Genomic DNA, 18,419 nt, shown 5'->3' with positions numbered 1-18,419 from the left:
CAGCGGCGGCCCGACCGGCACGCGACGCCATTGCAGGGATATGAGAAAGTCACAGTTCGAAGTTCACACCGTTGCACGATAGAATTTCGGCCATTTCCGCCGAAATCGCGAGGACGGCGCGACAGTGAGGCGCCCGTGAAGCGACAGCCATGCAACACTGACGCAACGATGAAGCGACACCGAAGCGACAGCGAGACGACACCCAAGCGACAGCGGATGCGATCGATGAAGGCGGAGACGGACGGTTTCATCCCACAGGGTAGATCAAAGAAAATCCAATTTGGAAAGCACTCCGCTCCACAGGCCGACGACCGCCGCATGCTCCCAAGAAAAAGGGCCGGCGTTGCCGCCGGCCCTGTCAGTGCATCCCTGGGGGAGGATCAGAAGTTGGCCCGGATACCGGCCAGCACGGTGCGGCCGGGATAATAGACCGAATAGGCCGCGTTCGAATATTCGAAGGTGGTGCGGATCGGCTCATCCGTGATGTTCAGCACATCGAGCGTCAGGCGCAGCGCCTTGTTGAAGAAGGGCAGCTGATAGCCGGCCGACATGTCGAGCTGGCCACGGGCGTCGGACTTGAGGTCGGCGCCGTTGATGCCGTTCTGCGGACCGTTCACGGCGATCGCCTCGTCATTCCAGACATAGTTCACGCTGACCGACAGACCGCCATTTTCATAGAAGCCCTGCAGGTTGTAGCTCCAGGGCGACACGCCGGTCGCGACCAGACCCGACGAAGAGGACTGCTTGAGATAGGTGCCGTTGGCCGAGAAGCCGAGGCCCTTCACCAGGAAGTCGAGCGGCTGCACCCAGGTCGCTTCGATACCCTTGATCTTGAGATCGCGCAGGTTGACCGGGCGGTTCACGGTGATCGGCAGCTGAGCGACCGGGATGCCGGTCTGGAGCGACCGGTCGTTGAGGGCGTTCTGCTGCGTCGAGATCAGGCTGTCGAACGGAATGTTGAGCGACCCGAAGGCAACCTGTTCGGAGGTGGTGACGGTGAAGCCCTGGATATTCTTCATGAACAGCGACACGCCGACATAACCGATGCCGCCGGTGTAGATTTCGCCGCCCAGGTCATAATTGTCCGAGGTGTAGGGCTTGAGGTTCGGGTTGCCCGCCGTGGCGGTCAGCGCCGAAGGATCGGAGAAGGTGATGCCCGGCAGGATCGCGCCGGCATCCGGGCGGGTCATCGTCCGCGAGGCCGACGCACGCAGCTTCACATTGTCGGCGACATCATAGGTCAGGTTGATCGACGGCAGGAAATTCTCGTAGGTCGAGGACGAGGTGATGTCGACGATCGCCGTGCCGACCTGGCTCGGCCCGACGACCAGCTGGTCGGTGTGAGCGTAGCGCATGCCGGTGTTGATGTGCAGGTCGCGGCCGGCAATGGTCGTGACGCCGTTCAGTTCGAAATAGGCACCCCAGACCTTCTCATCCATGTCGCCGGTCGCACCGCCAGTGACGGCACCGCGTGCTTCGGGCGCGCTGTCGCGATAGCTGGCATAGTTGGTGGCCTGCTTGAGCGCATCGAAGTCCGGCACGATGAAGCCGGCGGTCGAGGAGCTGCGCAGATACTGAGCGATGGCGCTGGTCGGCACGGTGCCGGTGGCGCCGGTGCAGCCAGTGCCGCAGACCGACAGCTGATAGGCGGTGCTGTTGTCATAGGCGCGGATCGAACGGGTCGCCTGATCATAGGCGCCGCCGACCTTCACGTTGAACATGTCATCGCCATAGGTCACGTCGAGATGCGCGCCCTTGGTCTCGGTCTTGCGACGGACCAGCTGGATATTCTGGCGATACCATTGCCAGCTGCCGTTGTTCGGATCGTTGAGGTCGAGATTGCTGGTAATCGACGGATAGTCGCCACCGGTATTGTCATAATAGGTTTCGACGCCCGACTGCGGCGTGGTCTGGAAGGCCCAGGTCGGCTGTTCGCGGAAGAAGCGGCTCTTCGACCAGTTGGCGCTGAGGTCGACCTTCAGATCCTCGGTCGGCTGCCAGCTGACGCTCGGGTTGACGTTCCAGAATTTGGTCGTCTGCTTGAACAGGCTGGCTTCGAGGAAATAGGAGGAGTTGGCGAAGGTGCCGCTGGTGACGACGCCATTGTCATCGACGGTCAGGTCGATCGGCACCATGCCGCCGGTCGACTGGGCACTGGTGCCCGGCCCCGAGTTGCGGACCTGCCAGTTCATGTTGACCTTGCTGTAATCACGCTTGGATTTGGCCCAGATGCCGTCCAGGGCGAAATGCAGCTCGTCCGACGGGCGCCATTCGAGCGAGGCCAGCGCCGAGATGCGCGAGCGATCGCCTTCGGTCAGGCTCTTGCGGCCGAGACGCGGGATCAGTGCGGTGCTGAGCTGGTCGCGGGTCAGACCCGACGTGGCGACGACATCGACCGGCTGGCCGGCGACCAGGCCATGGCCGGTATTGTTGGGAACGACCGAGGCCCAGGAGAAATTATTGCCGCCGGCGTCGCCGGTGCCGAGATTACCGTCGGTCCAGCCGACCGATTCAAAGCCATCTACGCGGGTCTTGGTCTTCACGCCGGCAACGCCGACGAGGATGCCGAACGTGTCGGTGGTGTGGCTGGCGACGATCGCGCCGCGTGGGCTGAACTTGTCGTTATTGTCGGTATATTGGCCCTGTGCCACGACGGTGACATGGGTGCCTTCCTTGTCGAAGGGACGGGCATTGCGCAGGTTGACGGTGCCGGCGATGCCGCCTTCAAGCGTCGAGGGCGACGGGCTCTTGGCGAGGTCGAGGCGGGTGAAGAGTTCCGACGGGAAGAAGTCGAGATCGACTTCGCGGTTGGCGCTGCCGCCGTTGGTGCCGCCATCCGATGCAACCTGAAGCTGCGAACCGTTGAGCAGCACGCGGGTGAAGCTGGGGCCAAGGCCACGGATCGCGACCTGGGTGCCTTCGCCGTTGATGTCGCGATTGAGGCGCACGCCGGGCATACGGTTCAGCGTTTCAGCGAGGTTGGTGGCGGGCAGCTTGCCGATATCTTCCGCGAAGATCGAGTCGCCAAACGCAACCGCATTCTTCTTGGCGTTGGTGGCGCTTTCCAGCGAGGCGCGGATACCGGTGACGACGATGTCGGCGGTTTCGCTGTCCTGCGGCGCGGCGGCGGTTTCGGCCGGTGCAGCAGCATCCTGCGCAGCGGCGGCCTGGGCCAGGCCCAGCGCACCGAAGGCGGATGCGGCGAACAGGGCCGCACGGATATTATTGTGGCGTGAAACGTTCATACAACCTCTCCCCGAGCGCTGCCCCCGACTATCCGGTGGGCGTATCTGGTAGCGCTATCAGATGCAGACCAATAAAGTGCCCGTCCCAATTGTCAAGATATGGGACGAGCGAAAATGGTAACGTTATTAATTTTCAGCGAACTGTGGCATTTGTGCTGATGACGGCCTGCGCCGCGGTCAGGCCCGGCGCGCTGGCGCGGACGGTTACCTGCCCCTTCTCGCCCGGTTTTGCCTTCACGATCACCAGCGCCAGGCCATTGAAAGCCTTGCGATCATGCGACGGGAAAGCGGTCAGATCGGTCGGGTCGCCATTGTCGGTGGCAATGATCTCGCCCGGCCCCTCGATCGAGAAGCTGATGTCCTGCTTGGCGGCGGGGACGACATTCCCGTCCTTGTCGAGAACCTTGAGCGTCACGAAACTGAGGTCGCGGCCGTCATCGGCGATGGCGCTGCGATCGGCAGTCAGCGACAGTTTCGCCGCCTCGCCCACGGTGCGGATCGTCTCGGTCGCCCAGGGCTGGCCCTTCTTCCAGGTGACGACCTTCACCTCGCCCGGCTCATAGACGACATAGTCCCAGCGGAAGCGATATTCATAATCGCGCTTCTTGACCTTGCCCTGCGACTTGCCGTTGACGAACAGCTCCGCCTCGTCGGCCGAGGAGAAGACATGAACCGGCGTGATCTGGCCGACGCGGTCGGGCCAGGTCCAGTGCGGCAGGATATGCGCGAATTTGAGGTCCGGCCGCCAGCGCGCCTGGTAGAGCCAGAAGCGGTCCTTGGGGAAACCGGCGAGATCGAGGATGCCGGAATAGCTGCTGCGCGACGTGTAATAGGGGGTCGGTTCGCCGAGATAGTCGAAGCCGGTCCAGACGAACTCGCCCGCGACATAGGGGTTCTGGTCATCGGCAGCCCAGACCCGATCGGGCGAGGAGCCGAAATCGGCGGCATGCATCTCATAGGCCGACACCTGATGCGTGTCGGGATTGCCGCCCGACCAGGGGCGGACCGGACCGCTGATCGCGCCAGCGACCGGGAACATATATTCGCCGCGGCTGGAAAGGGCCGAGGCGCTTTCGGTGGACAGGATGACCTTGTCCGGGAATTTCGCGCGGAAGGCGGGATATTGGCCGACGATGCCGCGAATGCCGGCGCCCTGATAATTGAGGCTGATGACGTCCACGGTGGTCGGCAGCAGCATGTCCGCCTTGGCATAGTTCATCGCGCTGGTGGCGGGACGGGTCGGGTCTTCCTGATGGGCGATGGCGACCAGTTCGCGGCCGATCTTCGCCCCCGCCTCGCCATCATATTGTTCGCCAACCTCGTTGCCGATGCTCCAGATGATGATCGAGGGATGGTTGCGGTCGCGGCGCAGCATGGCGCGGGCGTCGGCCTCACGCCAGTCCGGGAAGATCAGGTGGAAATCATGCGGGGTCTTCTTCTTCTCCCAGCTGTCGAACACCTCGTCCATCACCAGGAAGCCCATGCGGTCGGTGAGTTCGAGCAGCTCGGGCGCGGGCGGATTATGGCTCATGCGCACGGCGTTGGTGCCCATGTCGCGCAATATTTCGAGCTGGCGCTCGGCCGCGCGGGCGTTGAAGGCGGCGCCGAGTGCGCCGAGATCATGATGATTGTTGACGCCGCGCAGCGGAATCTGCTCGCCATTGACGATCACGCCCTTGTCGGGATCGAACTTTATGTCGCGCACGCCGAAGCGGGTTTCGTAGCTGTCGATCAGCTTGCCACCCTGGGTCACGGTGGAGACGGCGACATAGCGGTTGGGCGCTTGCGTGGGCGGCGGGCCCCAGAGGCGCGGATTGCTGAGGATCGTGCTGCCCTTCAGCTCCGCCTTGCCATGGGCGGCGATGCTGCTGGACTGGCGGGCGATGCTGGCGACGGGGCGGCCGATGCGCTTGCCGCTGGCGTCGATCGCATAGAGGGCGGTCGCGACCTCGACCTGCGCCGGGGTGTCGCCGTCATTGTCGAGGGTGAGGCTGAGGTCCACGCTGGCCTGCGCCTTGCTGACCTGCGGCGTGCGGACGATGCTGCCCCACTGGCCGACATGGACCTTGTTGGTGGTGGTGAGATAGATGTCGCGATAAAGGCCGCCGCCCGGATACCAGCGCGCCGAGGCCTGGGGATTGTCGAGCCGGATCACCAGCTGGTTCTGCCCGCCCGGCACCGCATAGGGGGTGAGGTCGAGGCGGAAGCTGTTATAGCCATAGGGCCAGCCGCCGACGAGCTTTCCATTGAGCCAGACGGTGGCGTAGGACATCGCCCCTTCGACATCGAGGAAGATCGACTTGCCCTTGTCACTGGCGGGGATGGTCAGCGCCTTGCGATACCAGCCAATGCCCCAGCTGGGCAGGCGGCCCATGCCGCCATAGGGGCCATCCTTGATGAAGGGGCCGGCGATTGCCCAGTCGTGCGGCAGATCGACATGGGTCCAGCCGCTGTCGTCGAAGCCGGGCTGGACATAGGAGACGGTGCCGCCCGGATTGCCGGCGGGGCGGATGTGATGCTTGGCGGGATCGGCGATGAAGGGATTGGCGCTGGGCAATATCCAGGGCTTGAGCACGCGGGCGCCGCTGTCGTCCACCTGCACCGCTGCGTCGGGGCGGGCATCGGCCACCTTGCCATCGCCGGCATCCTCGATCGGCGGGCGTACATCATAGCGCAGATCCTCGGTCAGGCCGGCAGGATCGCCCTTGGTGAAGCGCCAGTCGCGGCTGATCGAGACGCTGTCGCGCGGCGCGGCCAGCAGCGTGGCGGGGCTGAGCAGGCAGGAGGCGAGCAGGATGGTGCGCAGGGTCTTCATCAGGGGCTCCGTCAGAGCTGGGCGAGCGCGGCGCGGGCGCCGTCGGCTTCGAGGATGGCGAGCCAGCGGATCAGCGCGGCGCGGAAGGCGGCATTGCCGGCAAGGTCGGCGGGCACCACGGCGTCGAAGGCCAGGATTGCGTCGACGCGGGCTTGCGTCGAGGATGCGTCGGCCAGCCGGGCGGCGATGGCAGCGGCGAGCGGATCGTCGACGACATGGGCCTCACCCCGATCATCGACGCCGGCCTGCCAGCGGACCCAGGCGGCGACGGCGAGCGACAGCGCATCGATCCCCTGCCCTGCCGACAGCCGCGCGGCGATGGTGGCGAGCAGGCGCTGGGGCAGCTTCTGCGACCCGTCCATCGCGATCTGGCGGGTGCGATGCTGCAAGGTCGGATTGTCGAAACGCGCCATCAGCTCGCGGCGATAGGCGGCGACGTCCAGCTCGGGCGGCGGCGACAGGGTGGTCTGCGCCTCGTCCCACAGAGTTTCAACGAAATGCCGGGCTTCGGGCAGCGCGAGCACTTCATGGACATGGTCGATGCCGGCGAGGCCGCCGAGATAGGCGATGCCGCTATGCGCGCCGTTGAGCAGGCGCAGCTTCGCCTCCTCCCAGGGGGCGACGGCGGCGGTCACCTGAACCCCGGCGCCGAAATCCGGGCGCGGACCGCAGAATTTATCCTCGATCACCCATTGCAGGAAGGGTTCGGTCTTGACCATCGCCTGGTCCTCGACACCCAGCCGGCCGGCGAGCGCGGCGATGTCGGCGTCGGTGGTGGCGGGGACGATGCGGTCGACCATGGTTTCGGGGAAGGCCCCTTCCGCCGCGATCCAGTCGGCCAGCGCCGGGTCGTGCCGGGCGGCGAGCGCCAGCACGGCGTTGCGCAGCCGCGTGCCGTTGTGCGGCAGATTGTCGCAACTGATCGCGGTGAAGGGCGGCAGGCCCGCCGCCCGGCGCGCGGCCAGCGCGGCGACGAGGAAGCCGGGCGCGGTCTGTGGTGCGGCGAGCGAGGCGAGGTCTGCGGCAAGCTGGGGATCGCCCTCGATCAGGGCGCCGGTCGCGGGGTCGAGCTTATAGCCCTTCTCGGTCACGGTGAGGGTGACGATATGGGTATCGGGCGCGGCGAGCGCGGCGACCAATGCGGCCGGGTCTTCCGGGGCGACCAATACCTGGCTGACTACGCCGATGATGCGCGCCTGCTCGGCCGAACCATCGCGCACCAGCATGGTGTAGAGGCAGTCCTGCGGCATCATCTGGTCGCGCACACCGGGCGAACGCAGCGACGCGGCGATCACGCCCCAGCGCAGGTCGCCGGCGGTCAGCGCATCATCGAAGATGACCGCCTGATGCGCGCGGTTGAAGGCGCCGATGCCGAGATGGACGACGCCGGGGCGAACCGCCGCGCGATCATAGCCGGGACGGACGATATCGGCGGGCAGGCCGGCGAGCGTGGCGGACGACAGACGGGTCACGGGATCAGACAGCCTCTTGCGAAAGGGTCACGGGCGCATAGCGCGGGACGATAAGGTGCAGCACCAGCAGCGCCAGCAGATAGGCACAGGATGCGACGATGAAGATCGGCTGGAAGCTGCCGACGGTTTCCAGGATGATGCCGGCGAACTTGGCCATCAGCATGCCGCCGATCGCGCCGGCCAGCCCGCCAAGGCCGACCACCGACCCCGCCATCCAGCGCGGAAAGAGATCGCCCGGCAAGGCATAGACATTGGCAGAGAAACCCTGATGCCCGGCGCAGGCGAGGCCGATCAGGCCGACCGCGATCCACATATTGGGCGCCTGCGCGGCGAAGGCGATCGGCAGGGCGCAAAGCCCGGCGCAGAACATCGCCGTCTTGCGGGCGCGGTTAATGGCCATGCCCCGGCCCATCAGGCGCGACGACAGCCAGCCGCCCGCAACCGAACCGACATCGGCGAGCAGATAGACGGCGATCAGCGGCGGACCGAAGTCCAGCATCTTCACGCCATATTGCTTGTTGAAGAAATCGGGCAGCCAGAAGAGGAAGGTCCACCAGACCGGATCGATCAGGAAGCGCGAAGTCATATAGGCCCAGGTCTGGCGATAGCGGAACAGGGTGCGCCACTTGACCGGACGGGCCGGCTCCTGCGGGTCCGCCTCGATCCAAGCCAGTTCCTCGGCGCTCAGCCCCTTCTTCTCGCGCGGGCGGCGGTAGAAGGTCAGCCAGGCGGCAAGCCAGAAGACCGTCAGCAGGCCGGTGAGGATGAAGGCCCAGCGCCAGCCCAGGGTCACGGCGATGACCGGGACGATCAGCGGCGTCAGGATCGCGCCGACATTGGAGCCGGCATTGAAGATGCCGATGGCGAAGGCGCGTTCCTTCTTAGGGAACCATTCATTGGTGGCGGCGATCGCCGCCGGAAATGTCCCTGCCTCACCGATCGCCAGCGGAATGCGGGCGAACAGCATGCCGGCGGTCGAGGTGAAGAAGATGTGCATGACATGGCCGACCGTCCACAGGCCGACCGCCAGTGCATAGCCGGCCCGCGCGCCGATCCGGTCGATCAGCCGGCCGAAGGCGACATAGGCGATGCCGTATCCGGCCTGGAACCAGATGGCGAGATCGGCATAGCCGCTCTCGCTCCAGCCATAGCGGGCCTGCAGATCGGGCTTGAGCGTCGGCAGGACGAGCCGGTCGATATAGCTGAGCACCACCGCCGCAAAGAGCAGGCCGCAGACGATCCAGCGGACCTTTCCTGACGGTTTGGGAATCGTGGTCATTGGCCACTCCGACAATGTTTCGTCATTCCCGCGAACGCGGGAATCCACCTCCGGACCTCGCGATTGGGGCTATGGCAGGAGATGGATCCCCGCTTTCGCGGGGATGACGGTGTGGAGTGGCCAAAGCAGGTCAAGCGATCACCAGTTGAACATGGTGCCGTCTTCGAGCCGGTTCACCGGCAGGAAGGCGCGATTATATTCATATTTGGCGGCCAGTTCCTCGTCGATGTCGACGCCCAGGCCAGGCTTGTCGCCCGGATGCATCGCGCCGTTTTCGAACGTGTAAGCATGGGGGAAGACGGCGTCGGTCTCGGGCGTGTGGCGCATATATTCCTGCACCCCGAAATTGGGCACCGACAGGTCGAAGTGGAGCGCGGCGGCCATGCAGACCGGCGACAGGTCGGTCGCGCCGTGGCAGCCGGTGCGGACCTGATAGAGATCGGCCAGGTTCGCGATCTTGCGCAGATGGCTGATGCCGCCGGCATGGACCACGGTGGCGCGGATATAGTCGATCAACTGGTTCTGGATCAGTTCGCGGCAGTCATGGATCGAGTTGAAGATCTCGCCCACCGCCAGCGGCGTGGTGGTGTGCTGGCGGATCAGCTTGAACGCATCCTGATTTTCAGCCGGGGTCGCATCTTCCAGCCAGAAGGGGCGATATTGTTCCAGATCCTTGCCCAGACGCCCGGCCTCGATCGGGGTCAGGCGATGATGGATGTCGTGCAGCAGATGCACGTCCCAGCCCAGCGCTTCGCGCGCGGCCTTGAACAGTTCGGGGACGATGCGCAGATATTTGCTGGTGTTCCAGACATTTTCGGTCGGCAGGTCGGCGTCGGCGGGTTCGTAGAAATATTTGTCCTTCGACACGCCATAAGTCGATGCCATGCCGGGGACGCCGCACTGGATGCGGATCGCCTTGTAGCCCTGCGCCTGATATTCCAGCGCGACCTTGACCGTGTCCTCGATCGTCGTGCCATTGGCATGGCCATAGACCATGACGCTTTCACGGCTGGCACCGCCGAGCAGCTGATAGACCGGCAGGCCGGCAATCTTGCCCTTGATGTCCCAGAGCGCGGTATCGACGGCGGCGATGGCCGACATCGTCACCGGGCCGCGACGCCAATAGGCGCCCTTGTAGAGATATTGCCAGATATCCTCGATCTGGTGCGCGTCCCGGCCGATCAGGCAGGGAATGACATGGTCCTGCAGATAGGAGGCGACCGACAGTTCGCGGCCATTGAGGGTCGCATCACCCAGACCATAGACGCCGTCCTCGGTCTCGATCTTGAGGGTAACGAAATTGCGGCCAGGGCAGGTGACGATGACCTTGGCGCCGGTAATCTTGGGCATGGATGCTCCCCTAAAACTGGTATGACCAATCATGGCCATAGGCGATAATCAATTTGCCTTCAACGATATTGGTCAGGCCAATACCATCAGGCGATCTCCAATGTAACCGTCTGAAGCGTGGCGCTGTCCGGCCCGACCATGATGTCGAACAGGCCGGGTTCCACCACTTCGCGCATGTCGAGATTCCACAGCGCGAAGGCTTCCGGGCCGATGGTCAGGCGCACGGTGCGGCTTTCGCCCGGCGCCAGCGCGATCCGCTCAAAGCCCTTCAGTTCCTTGAGCGGGCGGGTGACCGAGGCGGTCTGGTCATGGACATAGAGCTGCACCACCTCTTCGCCCGCGACAGTGCCGACATTGCGGACATCGACCTCCACCGTCACGTCGCCGCCCACGCCGATGCGGCTGGCCGACAGGCGCGGCGGGCCGAAGGCGAATTTGGTGTAGCTGAGGCCGAAGCCGAACGGGAAAAGCGGGCTGGCATCGGCGAAGAGATAGCCGCGCCGCGAAGATGGCTTGCGGTTGTAGAAGATCGGGATCTGGCCCGCGTCGCGTGCGACGGTGACGGGCAGCTTGGCACCCGGATTGACGTCGCCGAACAATATGTCGGCCATGGCCGTGCCGCCCTCCTGCCCCGGATACCAGCATTCGATCAGCGCATTGGCGCCGTCGACCACGGCAGGATAGCTGGGCGGGCGGCCGTTGATGGCGCACACCACCACCGGCTTTCCGGTCGCCTTCATCGCGGCGAACAGGTCATTCTGTTCACCGACCAGATCGAGGCTGGTGCGATCGCCCAGATGGTTTTTGGCAAAGCCTTCACGGCTGGTCTGTTCGGTGTCACCAATGGCGAGCAGGATGATGTCGGCGGTCTTCGCAACCTCGACCGCTTCGGCGATCAGCTGGCGGTTCTTCGCCGGATCGGCCAGCAGCACTTCGTCCACCGAGCGATCCTCGCTCTGGGTGATGAAGACGCCCTGGGCATGGACGATGTCCGCCCGGTTGCCGAGCTTCGCCCTGATGCCATCGAGCAGCGAGACCGCCTGGCGCGGGATCGAGGAATAGCCGCCCAGCCGCGCGATCGCGGCATTGGGGCCAATCACGGCCACCTTGCGATGGACGCCGGGCTTGAGCGGCAAGGTGCCGTCATTCTTGAGCAAGACGATCGACTTGTGCGCTGCCTTGAGCGCGAGCGCGCGCGCCTCCGCATTGCCGGTGAGCGCATCATAATCGGCGCGCGGCCAGGGATTTTCGAACAGGCCCGCGCGGAACTTGAGCGTCAACATGCGCGTGCAGGCGAGGTTGACGGCCTCAAGGGGCACTTTTCCGGCGCGGACCTGTTCGACGAGCGTGCGATAGGCCAGGCCATCGGGCAGCTCGCAATCGACCCCGGCGCGGAGCGCGGCACGGGCCGTCGCTTCCAGGTCGGGCTGGACATGGTGGATGGTGTCGAGTTCGGGGACGGCGCCATAGTCGCTGACCACGGCGCCGTCGAAATGCCATTCGCCGCGCAGGATATCGCCGAGCAACCATTTGTTCTGGTGGCTGGGGACGCCGTCAATCTCGTTATAGCTGGGCATGACGGCGGCGATGCCGGTGCGCTTGACCACCTGACGGAAGGGCGGGAAGAAATTCTCGCGCAGTTCGCGCTCGCTGATCGGCGCGGGCGCGATATTCTCGCCCGCCTGCGGCTGGCCATGACCGGTCATATGCTTGAGCGTGGCCATGACCTTGTCCGGGCCGATCTGCTTGCCCTCCCCCTGCAGGCCGAGCACGGCGGCGACGCCCATCTCGCCGCAGAGATAGGGATCCTCGCCGAAGGTTTCCTCGATCCGGCCCCAGCGCGGGTCGCGGGCGATGTCGACCACCGGCGAGAGGGCGAGATGGACGCCGCGCGCGCGGACTTCCCGAGCAATAACCGACTGGACATCGGTCATGAGCTGGCGGTCGAAGCTGCCGGCAAGGCCGATCGCCATCGGGAACATGGTGGCGTCGGTCGCCATGTAACCGTGGAGCGATTCCTCGTGGAAGAGGATCGGGATGCCGAGGCGGGTGTCCTCCACCGCCCATTTCTGGACGGCGTTGATGAAGGCGACGGTATCGGCCGGGGTGCGCCAGCGCGCACCGACGCCGCCGGCCTGCGTCGATCCGTTGGGCGCGCCGCGCCGGTCGGACGGGCGGGTGATCTGGCCGAAGCTGGCGGGATAAGCCTTGCTCGCCTTGGCAGGCGAGAAGGTGAGATCGTCCATGATGTCGGCCTTGGTCGCCCAGAGCGCGATGATCTGGCCGACCTTTTCCTCCAGCGTCATGCGGCCGAGCAGGTCGCGCACGCGCAGATCGATCGGGGCGGAAGCATCCTTGTAGAGCGGGCCGCCCTTCCCCTTCGCCGCCAGCGGGGCGGCGGCGAGCGCGGAGGTGGAGGCGAGCAGACCAAGGGCCTGGCGGCGGGCGAAGCGGGTCGTCATCATGGCTTATTGCACCGTCAGGGTGGTGGACTGGAGCGCGACCGAGCTGTTGCCGGTCATGATCTCGAAATCGCCGGGTTCGACGACGCGGTGCATCTGGTCGTTCCACATCTGCAGCGCCTCGGGACCGACGGTGAAGGTGATGGTGCGGCTCTCGCCGGGTTTCAACGTCACGCGCTGGAAACCCTTCAGCTCCTTGACCGGGCGGGTGACCGAACTGACCTTGTCGCGGATATAGAGCTGGACGACCTCGTCCCCTTCCCGCGCGCCGGTGTTGCGGACATCGACCGAGACGCTGGTCTTGCCGCCGGTGCCGATCCTGGTGGCGGACAGGCGCGGCGCGGACAGGCTGAAGCTGGTGTAGCTGAGGCCGAAGCCGAAGGGATAGAGCGGGTCGGTGGTGTCGAACAGATAGCCGCGCCGGGCCGAGGGCTTCATATTGTAGAAGAGCGGCAACTGGCCGGCCGAGCGCGGCACGGTGACGGGCAGCTTGCCGCCCGGATTGACGTCGCCGAACAAAATGTCGGCCACGGCATTGCCGCCCTGCTCGCCCAGATACCAGCCTTCCAGGATGGCGTTGGCCTGTTCGCTGACCTTGACCGTGGAGGCCGGGCGGCCGTTGATGAGGACGACGGTGATCGGCTTGCCCAATGCCTTCAATGCATCGAACAGCTCCTGCTGCTCGCCGACCAGATCGAGGCTGGGGCGGTCGCCCAGATGATTGTCGGCCCAGCCCTCGCGGCTCGACTGTTCGGTGTCGCCCAAGGTCAGGATGATGCGGTCGACATTGCGCGCCGCCTCGACCGCCTGGGCGATCAACTTGCGGTTTTCGGCCGGGTCCGACTTGGTGACGCTGTCGGCCCACCAGTCGTCATCCTCGGTGATCTTCACGCCCTGAGCGAAGACGATGTTCGCCTTGGCACCCACCCGCGCCTTGATCCCTTCGAGGATCGAGACGCTGTGCGGCGGCTGGCCATAATAGCCGCCCAGCCGCGCGACCGCCGCGCTGGGGCCGATCACCGCGATCGTGCCTTCGGGCTTCAAGGGCAGCATGCCGTCATTCTTGAGCAGGGTGATCGAGCGCTGTGCCGCGGTGCGGGCGAGCGCGCGGGCCTCTTCATTGTTGGTGATCGCGGCAGCGGCATTGGCGTCGGCATAAGGATTTTCAAACAGGCCGGCGCGGAACTTCAGCTCCAGCATGCGCCGCACGGCGAGATCGACCTTCGCCTCGCTGACCTTGCCCTCGCGCACCAGCTTGCCGAGCGTGGCATAGGACAGGCCCTCGGGCAGGTCCGCATCGACGCCGGCATCGAGCGCGCGCATCGCCGCTTCCTCCAGATTGGCGGCGATATGGTGGATGCTCATCAACTGGTCGACGGCCGAATAATCGGAGACGACGGCGCCACGAAAGCCCCATTCCTGACGCAGCACATTGTCCAGCAGCCAGCGATTGGCGTGGCTGGGCACGCCGTCAATCTCGTTATAGCTGGCCATCACCGCCTCGATACCGGTGCGTTTCACCACCTGTTCGAAGGGCGGGAAGAAATTCTCGCGCAGTTCGCGTTCCGACACCGGCGCCGGACCGATATTGGTGCCGCTTTCCGGCTGGCCATGGCCGGTCAGATGCTTGAGCGTGGCGAAGACATGATTGGGCTGGAGCATGCGCGAACGGCCGACACCCTGAAGCCCCTCCACCGCCGCAACGCCCATTTCGCCGACCAGATAGGGATCCTCGCCATAGGTTTCCTCGATCCGGCCCCAGCGCGGGTCGCGGGCAATGTCGACCACGGGCGAGAGCACCATCGGTACGCCGCGCGCGCGGATTTCTCGGGCGATCACCTGATTGACCTGGCGCAGCATGGCGGGATCCCAGCTCGACGCCATGGCGATCGACTGGGGGAAGCTGGTGGCGCCGACGGCCGCATAGCCGTGCAGCCCTTCTTCATGGAACAGGATCGGGATGCCGAGCCGCGTCTGCGTCATCGCCCATTTCTGCAGGCCGTTGACCAGCGCCACGGTCCGGCGCGGATCGCGGCCGGGCACGACGCGCGGGCTGAAACTGCCGCGCCCGTCGGAGGGCCGGGTGAAATGGCCGATGCCGTTGGGGAAGGTCGGGCCGAGCTTGCCGGGGTCCAGTTCGCCCTGCGCGTCCAGCAGCTTCACCTTGTCGGTCCAGACGGTGGTGATCTGGGCGATCTTTTCATCCAGCGTCATGCGCGCCAGCAGATCATCGACGCGCGCCTCGATCGGTGCGGACGCATCCTTGTAGAGCGGGCGGGCCGACTGGCCGGTTGCGGGCGCAGCCGTAACGGGCGTGAGCGGCGCCGCCATCACCAGCGACAGCGCTGATGCTGCGCACAAAAACTGAACTGACCGGATCACGACGCCCCTCTCCAATTTTGTCGCGGCTTTCCTTTTTGCTTGCCGCCGATCAACTGATAGCGTTACCATCACAACCCAAGAGCTGCTTGTCAATGCCACCGTTGGCAATGCACCAAAAAATTGCCTGCGGGCCAAGGGGGAGAGGACCGAATGTTTGCGCGCCTATTTTGCTGGATCATGGCCAGCGTCCTACTGATCGGCGCGCCGCGCGCCTGGGCCGAGGATGGCTATGATCTGTGGCTGCGCAACGTGCCGGCCGACGCCGCTACTGCCCAGCGGATCGGGGCCAGCGCGCGCAGCATTGTCGGCGCAGACAGCCCCACCCTGACGATCGCCCGACAGGAATTGCAGCGCGGCATAGCCGGGCTGGCCGGCGCCACCGTGCCCCTGACAGCAACAGTGCAGCAAGGTGCGATCCTGCTGCAATCGGCCGCGCAGCAGGACAAGCCATCGGTGCCGACCGACGGCCTGGGGCCTGACGGCTATGCGATTCGCACCATGACGGTCGCGGGCAAGCCGGTGACCGTGATCGCCGGCGCGACCGATGTCGGCGTGCTGCACGGCGCCTATGCCTGGCTGCGCCTTGCCCGCACCGGCGCGGCGCTCGACCGGATCGATATGCGCAGCGCGCCGCGCATCGGCCTGCGCCTGCTCAACCATTGGGACAATCTGGATGGCACGGTGGAGCGCGGCTATGCCGGCCAGTCGATCTGGGACTGGTGGCGGCTGCCCGATTATAAGGGGCCACGCTATACCGACTATGGCCGCGCCAACGCCTCGCTGGGCATCAACGGCACGGTGCTCAACAATGTGAATGCCAAGTCGGACAGCCTGACCGCGGCCTATATCGCCAAGGCGGCGGCGCTGGCCGACCTGTTCCGCCCCTATGGCATCAAGGTCTATCTGTCGGTCAAATGGACCGCACCGATGGAACTGGATGGCCTCAAAAGCGCCGATCCGCTCGACCCGGCGGTTGCCGCCTGGTGGAAGGCCAAGGCCGACGAAATCTACAAGGCGATCCCCGATTTCGGCGGATTCCTGGTGAAGGCGAACAGCGAGGGCCAGCCCGGTCCGCAGGATTACAAGCGCACCCATGCCGACGGCGCCAACATGCTGGCGGCTGCGGTCAAGCCGCATGGCGGCATCGTGATGTGGCGCGCCTTCGTCTACGCCCATGACAATCCCGACGATCGCGCCAAGCAGGCCTATAGCGACTTCAAGCCGCTCGACGGCCAGTTTGCCGACAATGTCATCGTCCAGGTGAAGAATGGCGCGATCGACTTCCAGCCGCGCGAACCCTTCCACCCGCTGTTCGGCGCGATGCCCAAGACGCCGCTGATGATGGAATTCCAGATCACCAAGGAATATCTGGGTCAGTCGACCCACCTTACCTATCTGGGCACGCTGTTCGAGGAGACGCTGAAGAGCGATACGCTGGCCAAAGGCAAGGGATCGACCGTCGCCAAGGTAATCGACGGATCGCTGGAAAGGCACAAGCTGACCGGCATTGCCGGGGTCGCCAATATCGGCGTCGACCGCGACTGGAGCGGGTCGATCTTCAACCAGGCGGACTGGTATGCGTTCGGCCGCATGGCGTGGGACACCGACCTGACCGCCGAAACTGTCGCGCGCGAATGGGCGGCGCAGACCTTCTCCCCCGATCCGAGGGTGGTTGCGCCGATCGTCGCGATGATGATGGGATCGCGCGAGGCGGCGGTCGACTATATGACGCCGCTGGGCCTCGCGCATATCATGGGCACTGGCCATCATTATGGCCCCGCCCCCTGGGTGTCCGAACTGGCGCGGCCCGAATGGAACCCGGTCTATTATCACAAGGCCGACAGGCAGGGCATCGGCTTTGACCGGACCAGGACGGGCAGCAATGCCACCGGCCAATATGCGCCGGCGCTGGCGAAGCGACTGGACAATCCGAAGACCACGCCGGAGCGCGACCTGCTGTGGTTCCATCACCTGCCCTGGGACTATCGCTTGGCTTCGGGCGAGACGCTGTGGGACGGCCTCATCCATCATTATGACCGGGGCGTCGAAACGGTCGCAGCGATGCAGCGGGACTGGGCCAAGATGAAGCCCCAGGTCGATGCCGAGCGTTTCGCCCAGGTCGAGACCTTCCTGGCGATCCAGCATCGCGAAGCGCAATGGTGGCGCGACGCCTGCATCGCCTATTTCCAGTCGGTGTCCGGCCGCCCCCTGCCCGCCGGCAGCGCGGCACCCGCCCATCCGCTCGACTGGTACAAGGCGCTGAGCTTCCCCTATGCGCCGGGGCATCCGAAATGAGATTTTACTTAAGCTTGCGCAATGATCCCGCTAGCAGAGAGGTTTAGTCCCATGTCGAAGGCCCCGAAAAACTGATGGAAGCCAGAAGTTCCCGCCGCCAGCGCAACGCGCCCACCATCAACGATGTGGCGAAACATGCCGGCGTGTCGCCGATGACGGTGTCGCGGGTGATCAACGGTGAACAGGTGGTGCGGGCGGCGACCAAGGAGAAGGTGGAGGCGGCGATCGCCGCGCTCAACTACTCCCCCAGCGCCGCCGCGCGCAGCCTGGCGGGCGGCGACGAGACGCGGATCGGCCTGCTCTATTCCAACCCGTCGGCATCCTATCTGTCGGAATTCCTGGTCGGCAGCCTGGACCAGTCGAGCCGCGCCGGCATCGACCTGGTCGTCGAGAAATGGGACGAGCAGACCGCGATCAAGGCGGTGGTCGACCATCTGGTGCGCGGCCGGATCGACGGCGGCGTGCTGCCGCCGCCGCGGCGCGGCCTATGAAATGACCCGGCACCTGATCGGCCTTGGCCATAACCGCATCGGCTTCATCAAGGGGCATCCGAACCTGAGCGCGAGCGAGGAACGCTATCAGGGCTATATCCGCGCGCTGGGCGAAGCCGGCATCGCGCTGGACGATGCGCTGGTGGAACAGGGTTTCTTCACCTACCGATCCGGCCTGGACGCAGCCGAGCATATATTGGCGCGGGACAATCCGCCGACCGCAATCTTCGCCAGCAATGACGACATGGCCGCCGCGACGGTGGCGATCGCCCATCGCAACGGGCTGGACGTGCCGGGCGACCTTACCGTCTGCGGCTTCGACGACACCTCGCTCGCCACCACCATCTGGCCGGAGCTGACCACCATCCGCCAGCCGATCAGCGCCATGTCGCGGGCGGCGGTCGACCTGCTGGTCCGCCACATCAAGGGCCGCCGCGCCCAGAGCGAGGATGGCCCGCCGCACATGCTGCTGGACTATGAACTGGTCCGTCGCCAGTCCGACGCGGCGCCGCGATTGCGTCCCAAGCACAAGGGCCGAAAATAGGATCGGCCGCGCTTAACTTCGCATATTTCCTGCACATTGTGACATTTTCGTACGCGTGTTGGAAATCTTCGTGCGAGGATGGAG

Annotated in this window: 8 protein-coding genes and 1 pseudogene; 2 read left to right on the top strand and 7 right to left on the bottom strand. The window is 65.2% G+C overall.

From position 1 onward, the window contains the following. Window positions 1-380: 380 nt before the first annotated feature. The 7 genes from CG471_RS07540 to CG471_RS07510 all read right to left on the bottom strand — a co-directional run bounded on the left by CG471_RS07540 (window position 381) and on the right by CG471_RS07510 (window position 14,954). Window positions 381-3,245, bottom strand: a complete 2,865-nt coding sequence (locus CG471_RS07540; protein ID WP_099231435.1) for a TonB-dependent receptor — start codon at window positions 3,243-3,245, stop codon at window positions 381-383. A 133-nt stretch (window positions 3,246-3,378) separates the two neighbouring features. Further along, window positions 3,379-6,060: a beta-galactosidase GalB gene (gene galB, locus CG471_RS07535; protein ID WP_099231434.1), complete on the bottom strand. Its 2,682-nt coding sequence runs from the start codon at window positions 6,058-6,060 to the stop codon at window positions 3,379-3,381. 11 nt (window positions 6,061-6,071) lie between these two features. Further along, window positions 6,072-7,532, bottom strand: a complete 1,461-nt coding sequence (locus tag CG471_RS07530; protein ID WP_099231433.1) for a mannitol dehydrogenase family protein — start codon at window positions 7,530-7,532, stop codon at window positions 6,072-6,074. A 4-nt stretch (window positions 7,533-7,536) separates the two neighbouring features. Next, window positions 7,537-8,811 carry an MFS transporter gene (locus CG471_RS07525; RefSeq protein ID WP_099231432.1) on the bottom strand — a complete coding sequence of 425 codons (1,275 nt, stop codon included), beginning with the start codon at window positions 8,809-8,811 and terminating at the stop codon, window positions 7,537-7,539. 138 nt (window positions 8,812-8,949) lie between these two features. Then, a complete protein-coding gene (gene manD, locus CG471_RS07520; RefSeq protein WP_099231431.1) occupies window positions 8,950-10,161 on the bottom strand; it encodes a D-mannonate dehydratase ManD in 1,212 nt (403 codons plus the stop codon). An 86-nt stretch (window positions 10,162-10,247) separates the two neighbouring features. Then, a complete protein-coding gene (locus CG471_RS07515; RefSeq protein ID WP_099231430.1) occupies window positions 10,248-12,626 on the bottom strand; it encodes a glycoside hydrolase family 3 N-terminal domain-containing protein in 2,379 nt (792 codons plus the stop codon). A 3-nt stretch (window positions 12,627-12,629) separates the two neighbouring features. Then, window positions 12,630-14,954, bottom strand: coding sequence for a glycoside hydrolase family 3 N-terminal domain-containing protein (locus CG471_RS07510; protein ID WP_257211457.1), 2,325 nt, complete (start codon window positions 14,952-14,954; stop codon window positions 12,630-12,632). Between the two features lie 201 nt (window positions 14,955-15,155). On the opposite strand from CG471_RS07510, the gene CG471_RS07505 reads away from it, so the two are divergent. Together CG471_RS07505 and CG471_RS07500 are read left to right on the top strand one after the other, a co-directional pair. Further along, a complete protein-coding gene (locus CG471_RS07505; protein ID WP_099231428.1) occupies window positions 15,156-17,300 on the top strand; it encodes an alpha-glucuronidase family glycosyl hydrolase in 2,145 nt (714 codons plus the stop codon). Window positions 17,301-17,374: 74 nt separating this feature from the next. Further along, window positions 17,375-18,335, top strand: a pseudogene (locus CG471_RS07500) (LacI family DNA-binding transcriptional regulator). Window positions 18,336-18,419: the final 84 nt, after the last annotated feature.

Source organism: Sphingobium sp. IP1, from assembly GCF_002708645.1.
GTDB classification, from domain to species: domain Bacteria; phylum Pseudomonadota; class Alphaproteobacteria; order Sphingomonadales; family Sphingomonadaceae; genus Sphingobium; species Sphingobium yanoikuyae.
The sequence above is the reverse complement of the archived record's forward strand: the minus strand, read 5'-3'. Positions and strand labels throughout refer to the sequence as shown.

Excerpts from the sequence above, each read along its gene's own strand:
- CG471_RS07540 (WP_099231435.1), bottom strand. The coding sequence starts at position 3,245 with ATGAACGTTTCACGCCACAATAATATCCGTGCGGCCCTGTTCGCCGCA.
- galB (WP_099231434.1), bottom strand. The coding sequence starts at position 6,060 with ATGAAGACCCTGCGCACCATCCTGCTCGCCTCCTGCCTGCTCAGCCCC.
- CG471_RS07525 (WP_099231432.1), bottom strand. The coding sequence starts at position 8,811 with ATGACCACGATTCCCAAACCGTCAGGAAAGGTCCGCTGGATCGTCTGC.
- manD (WP_099231431.1), bottom strand. The coding sequence starts at position 10,161 with ATGCCCAAGATTACCGGCGCCAAGGTCATCGTCACCTGCCCTGGCCGC.
- CG471_RS07515 (WP_099231430.1), bottom strand. The coding sequence starts at position 12,626 with ATGATGACGACCCGCTTCGCCCGCCGCCAGGCCCTTGGTCTGCTCGCC.
- CG471_RS07510 (WP_257211457.1), bottom strand. The coding sequence starts at position 14,954 with ATGGCGGCGCCGCTCACGCCCGTTACGGCTGCGCCCGCAACCGGCCAG.
- CG471_RS07505 (WP_099231428.1), top strand. The coding sequence starts at position 15,156 with ATGTTTGCGCGCCTATTTTGCTGGATCATGGCCAGCGTCCTACTGATC.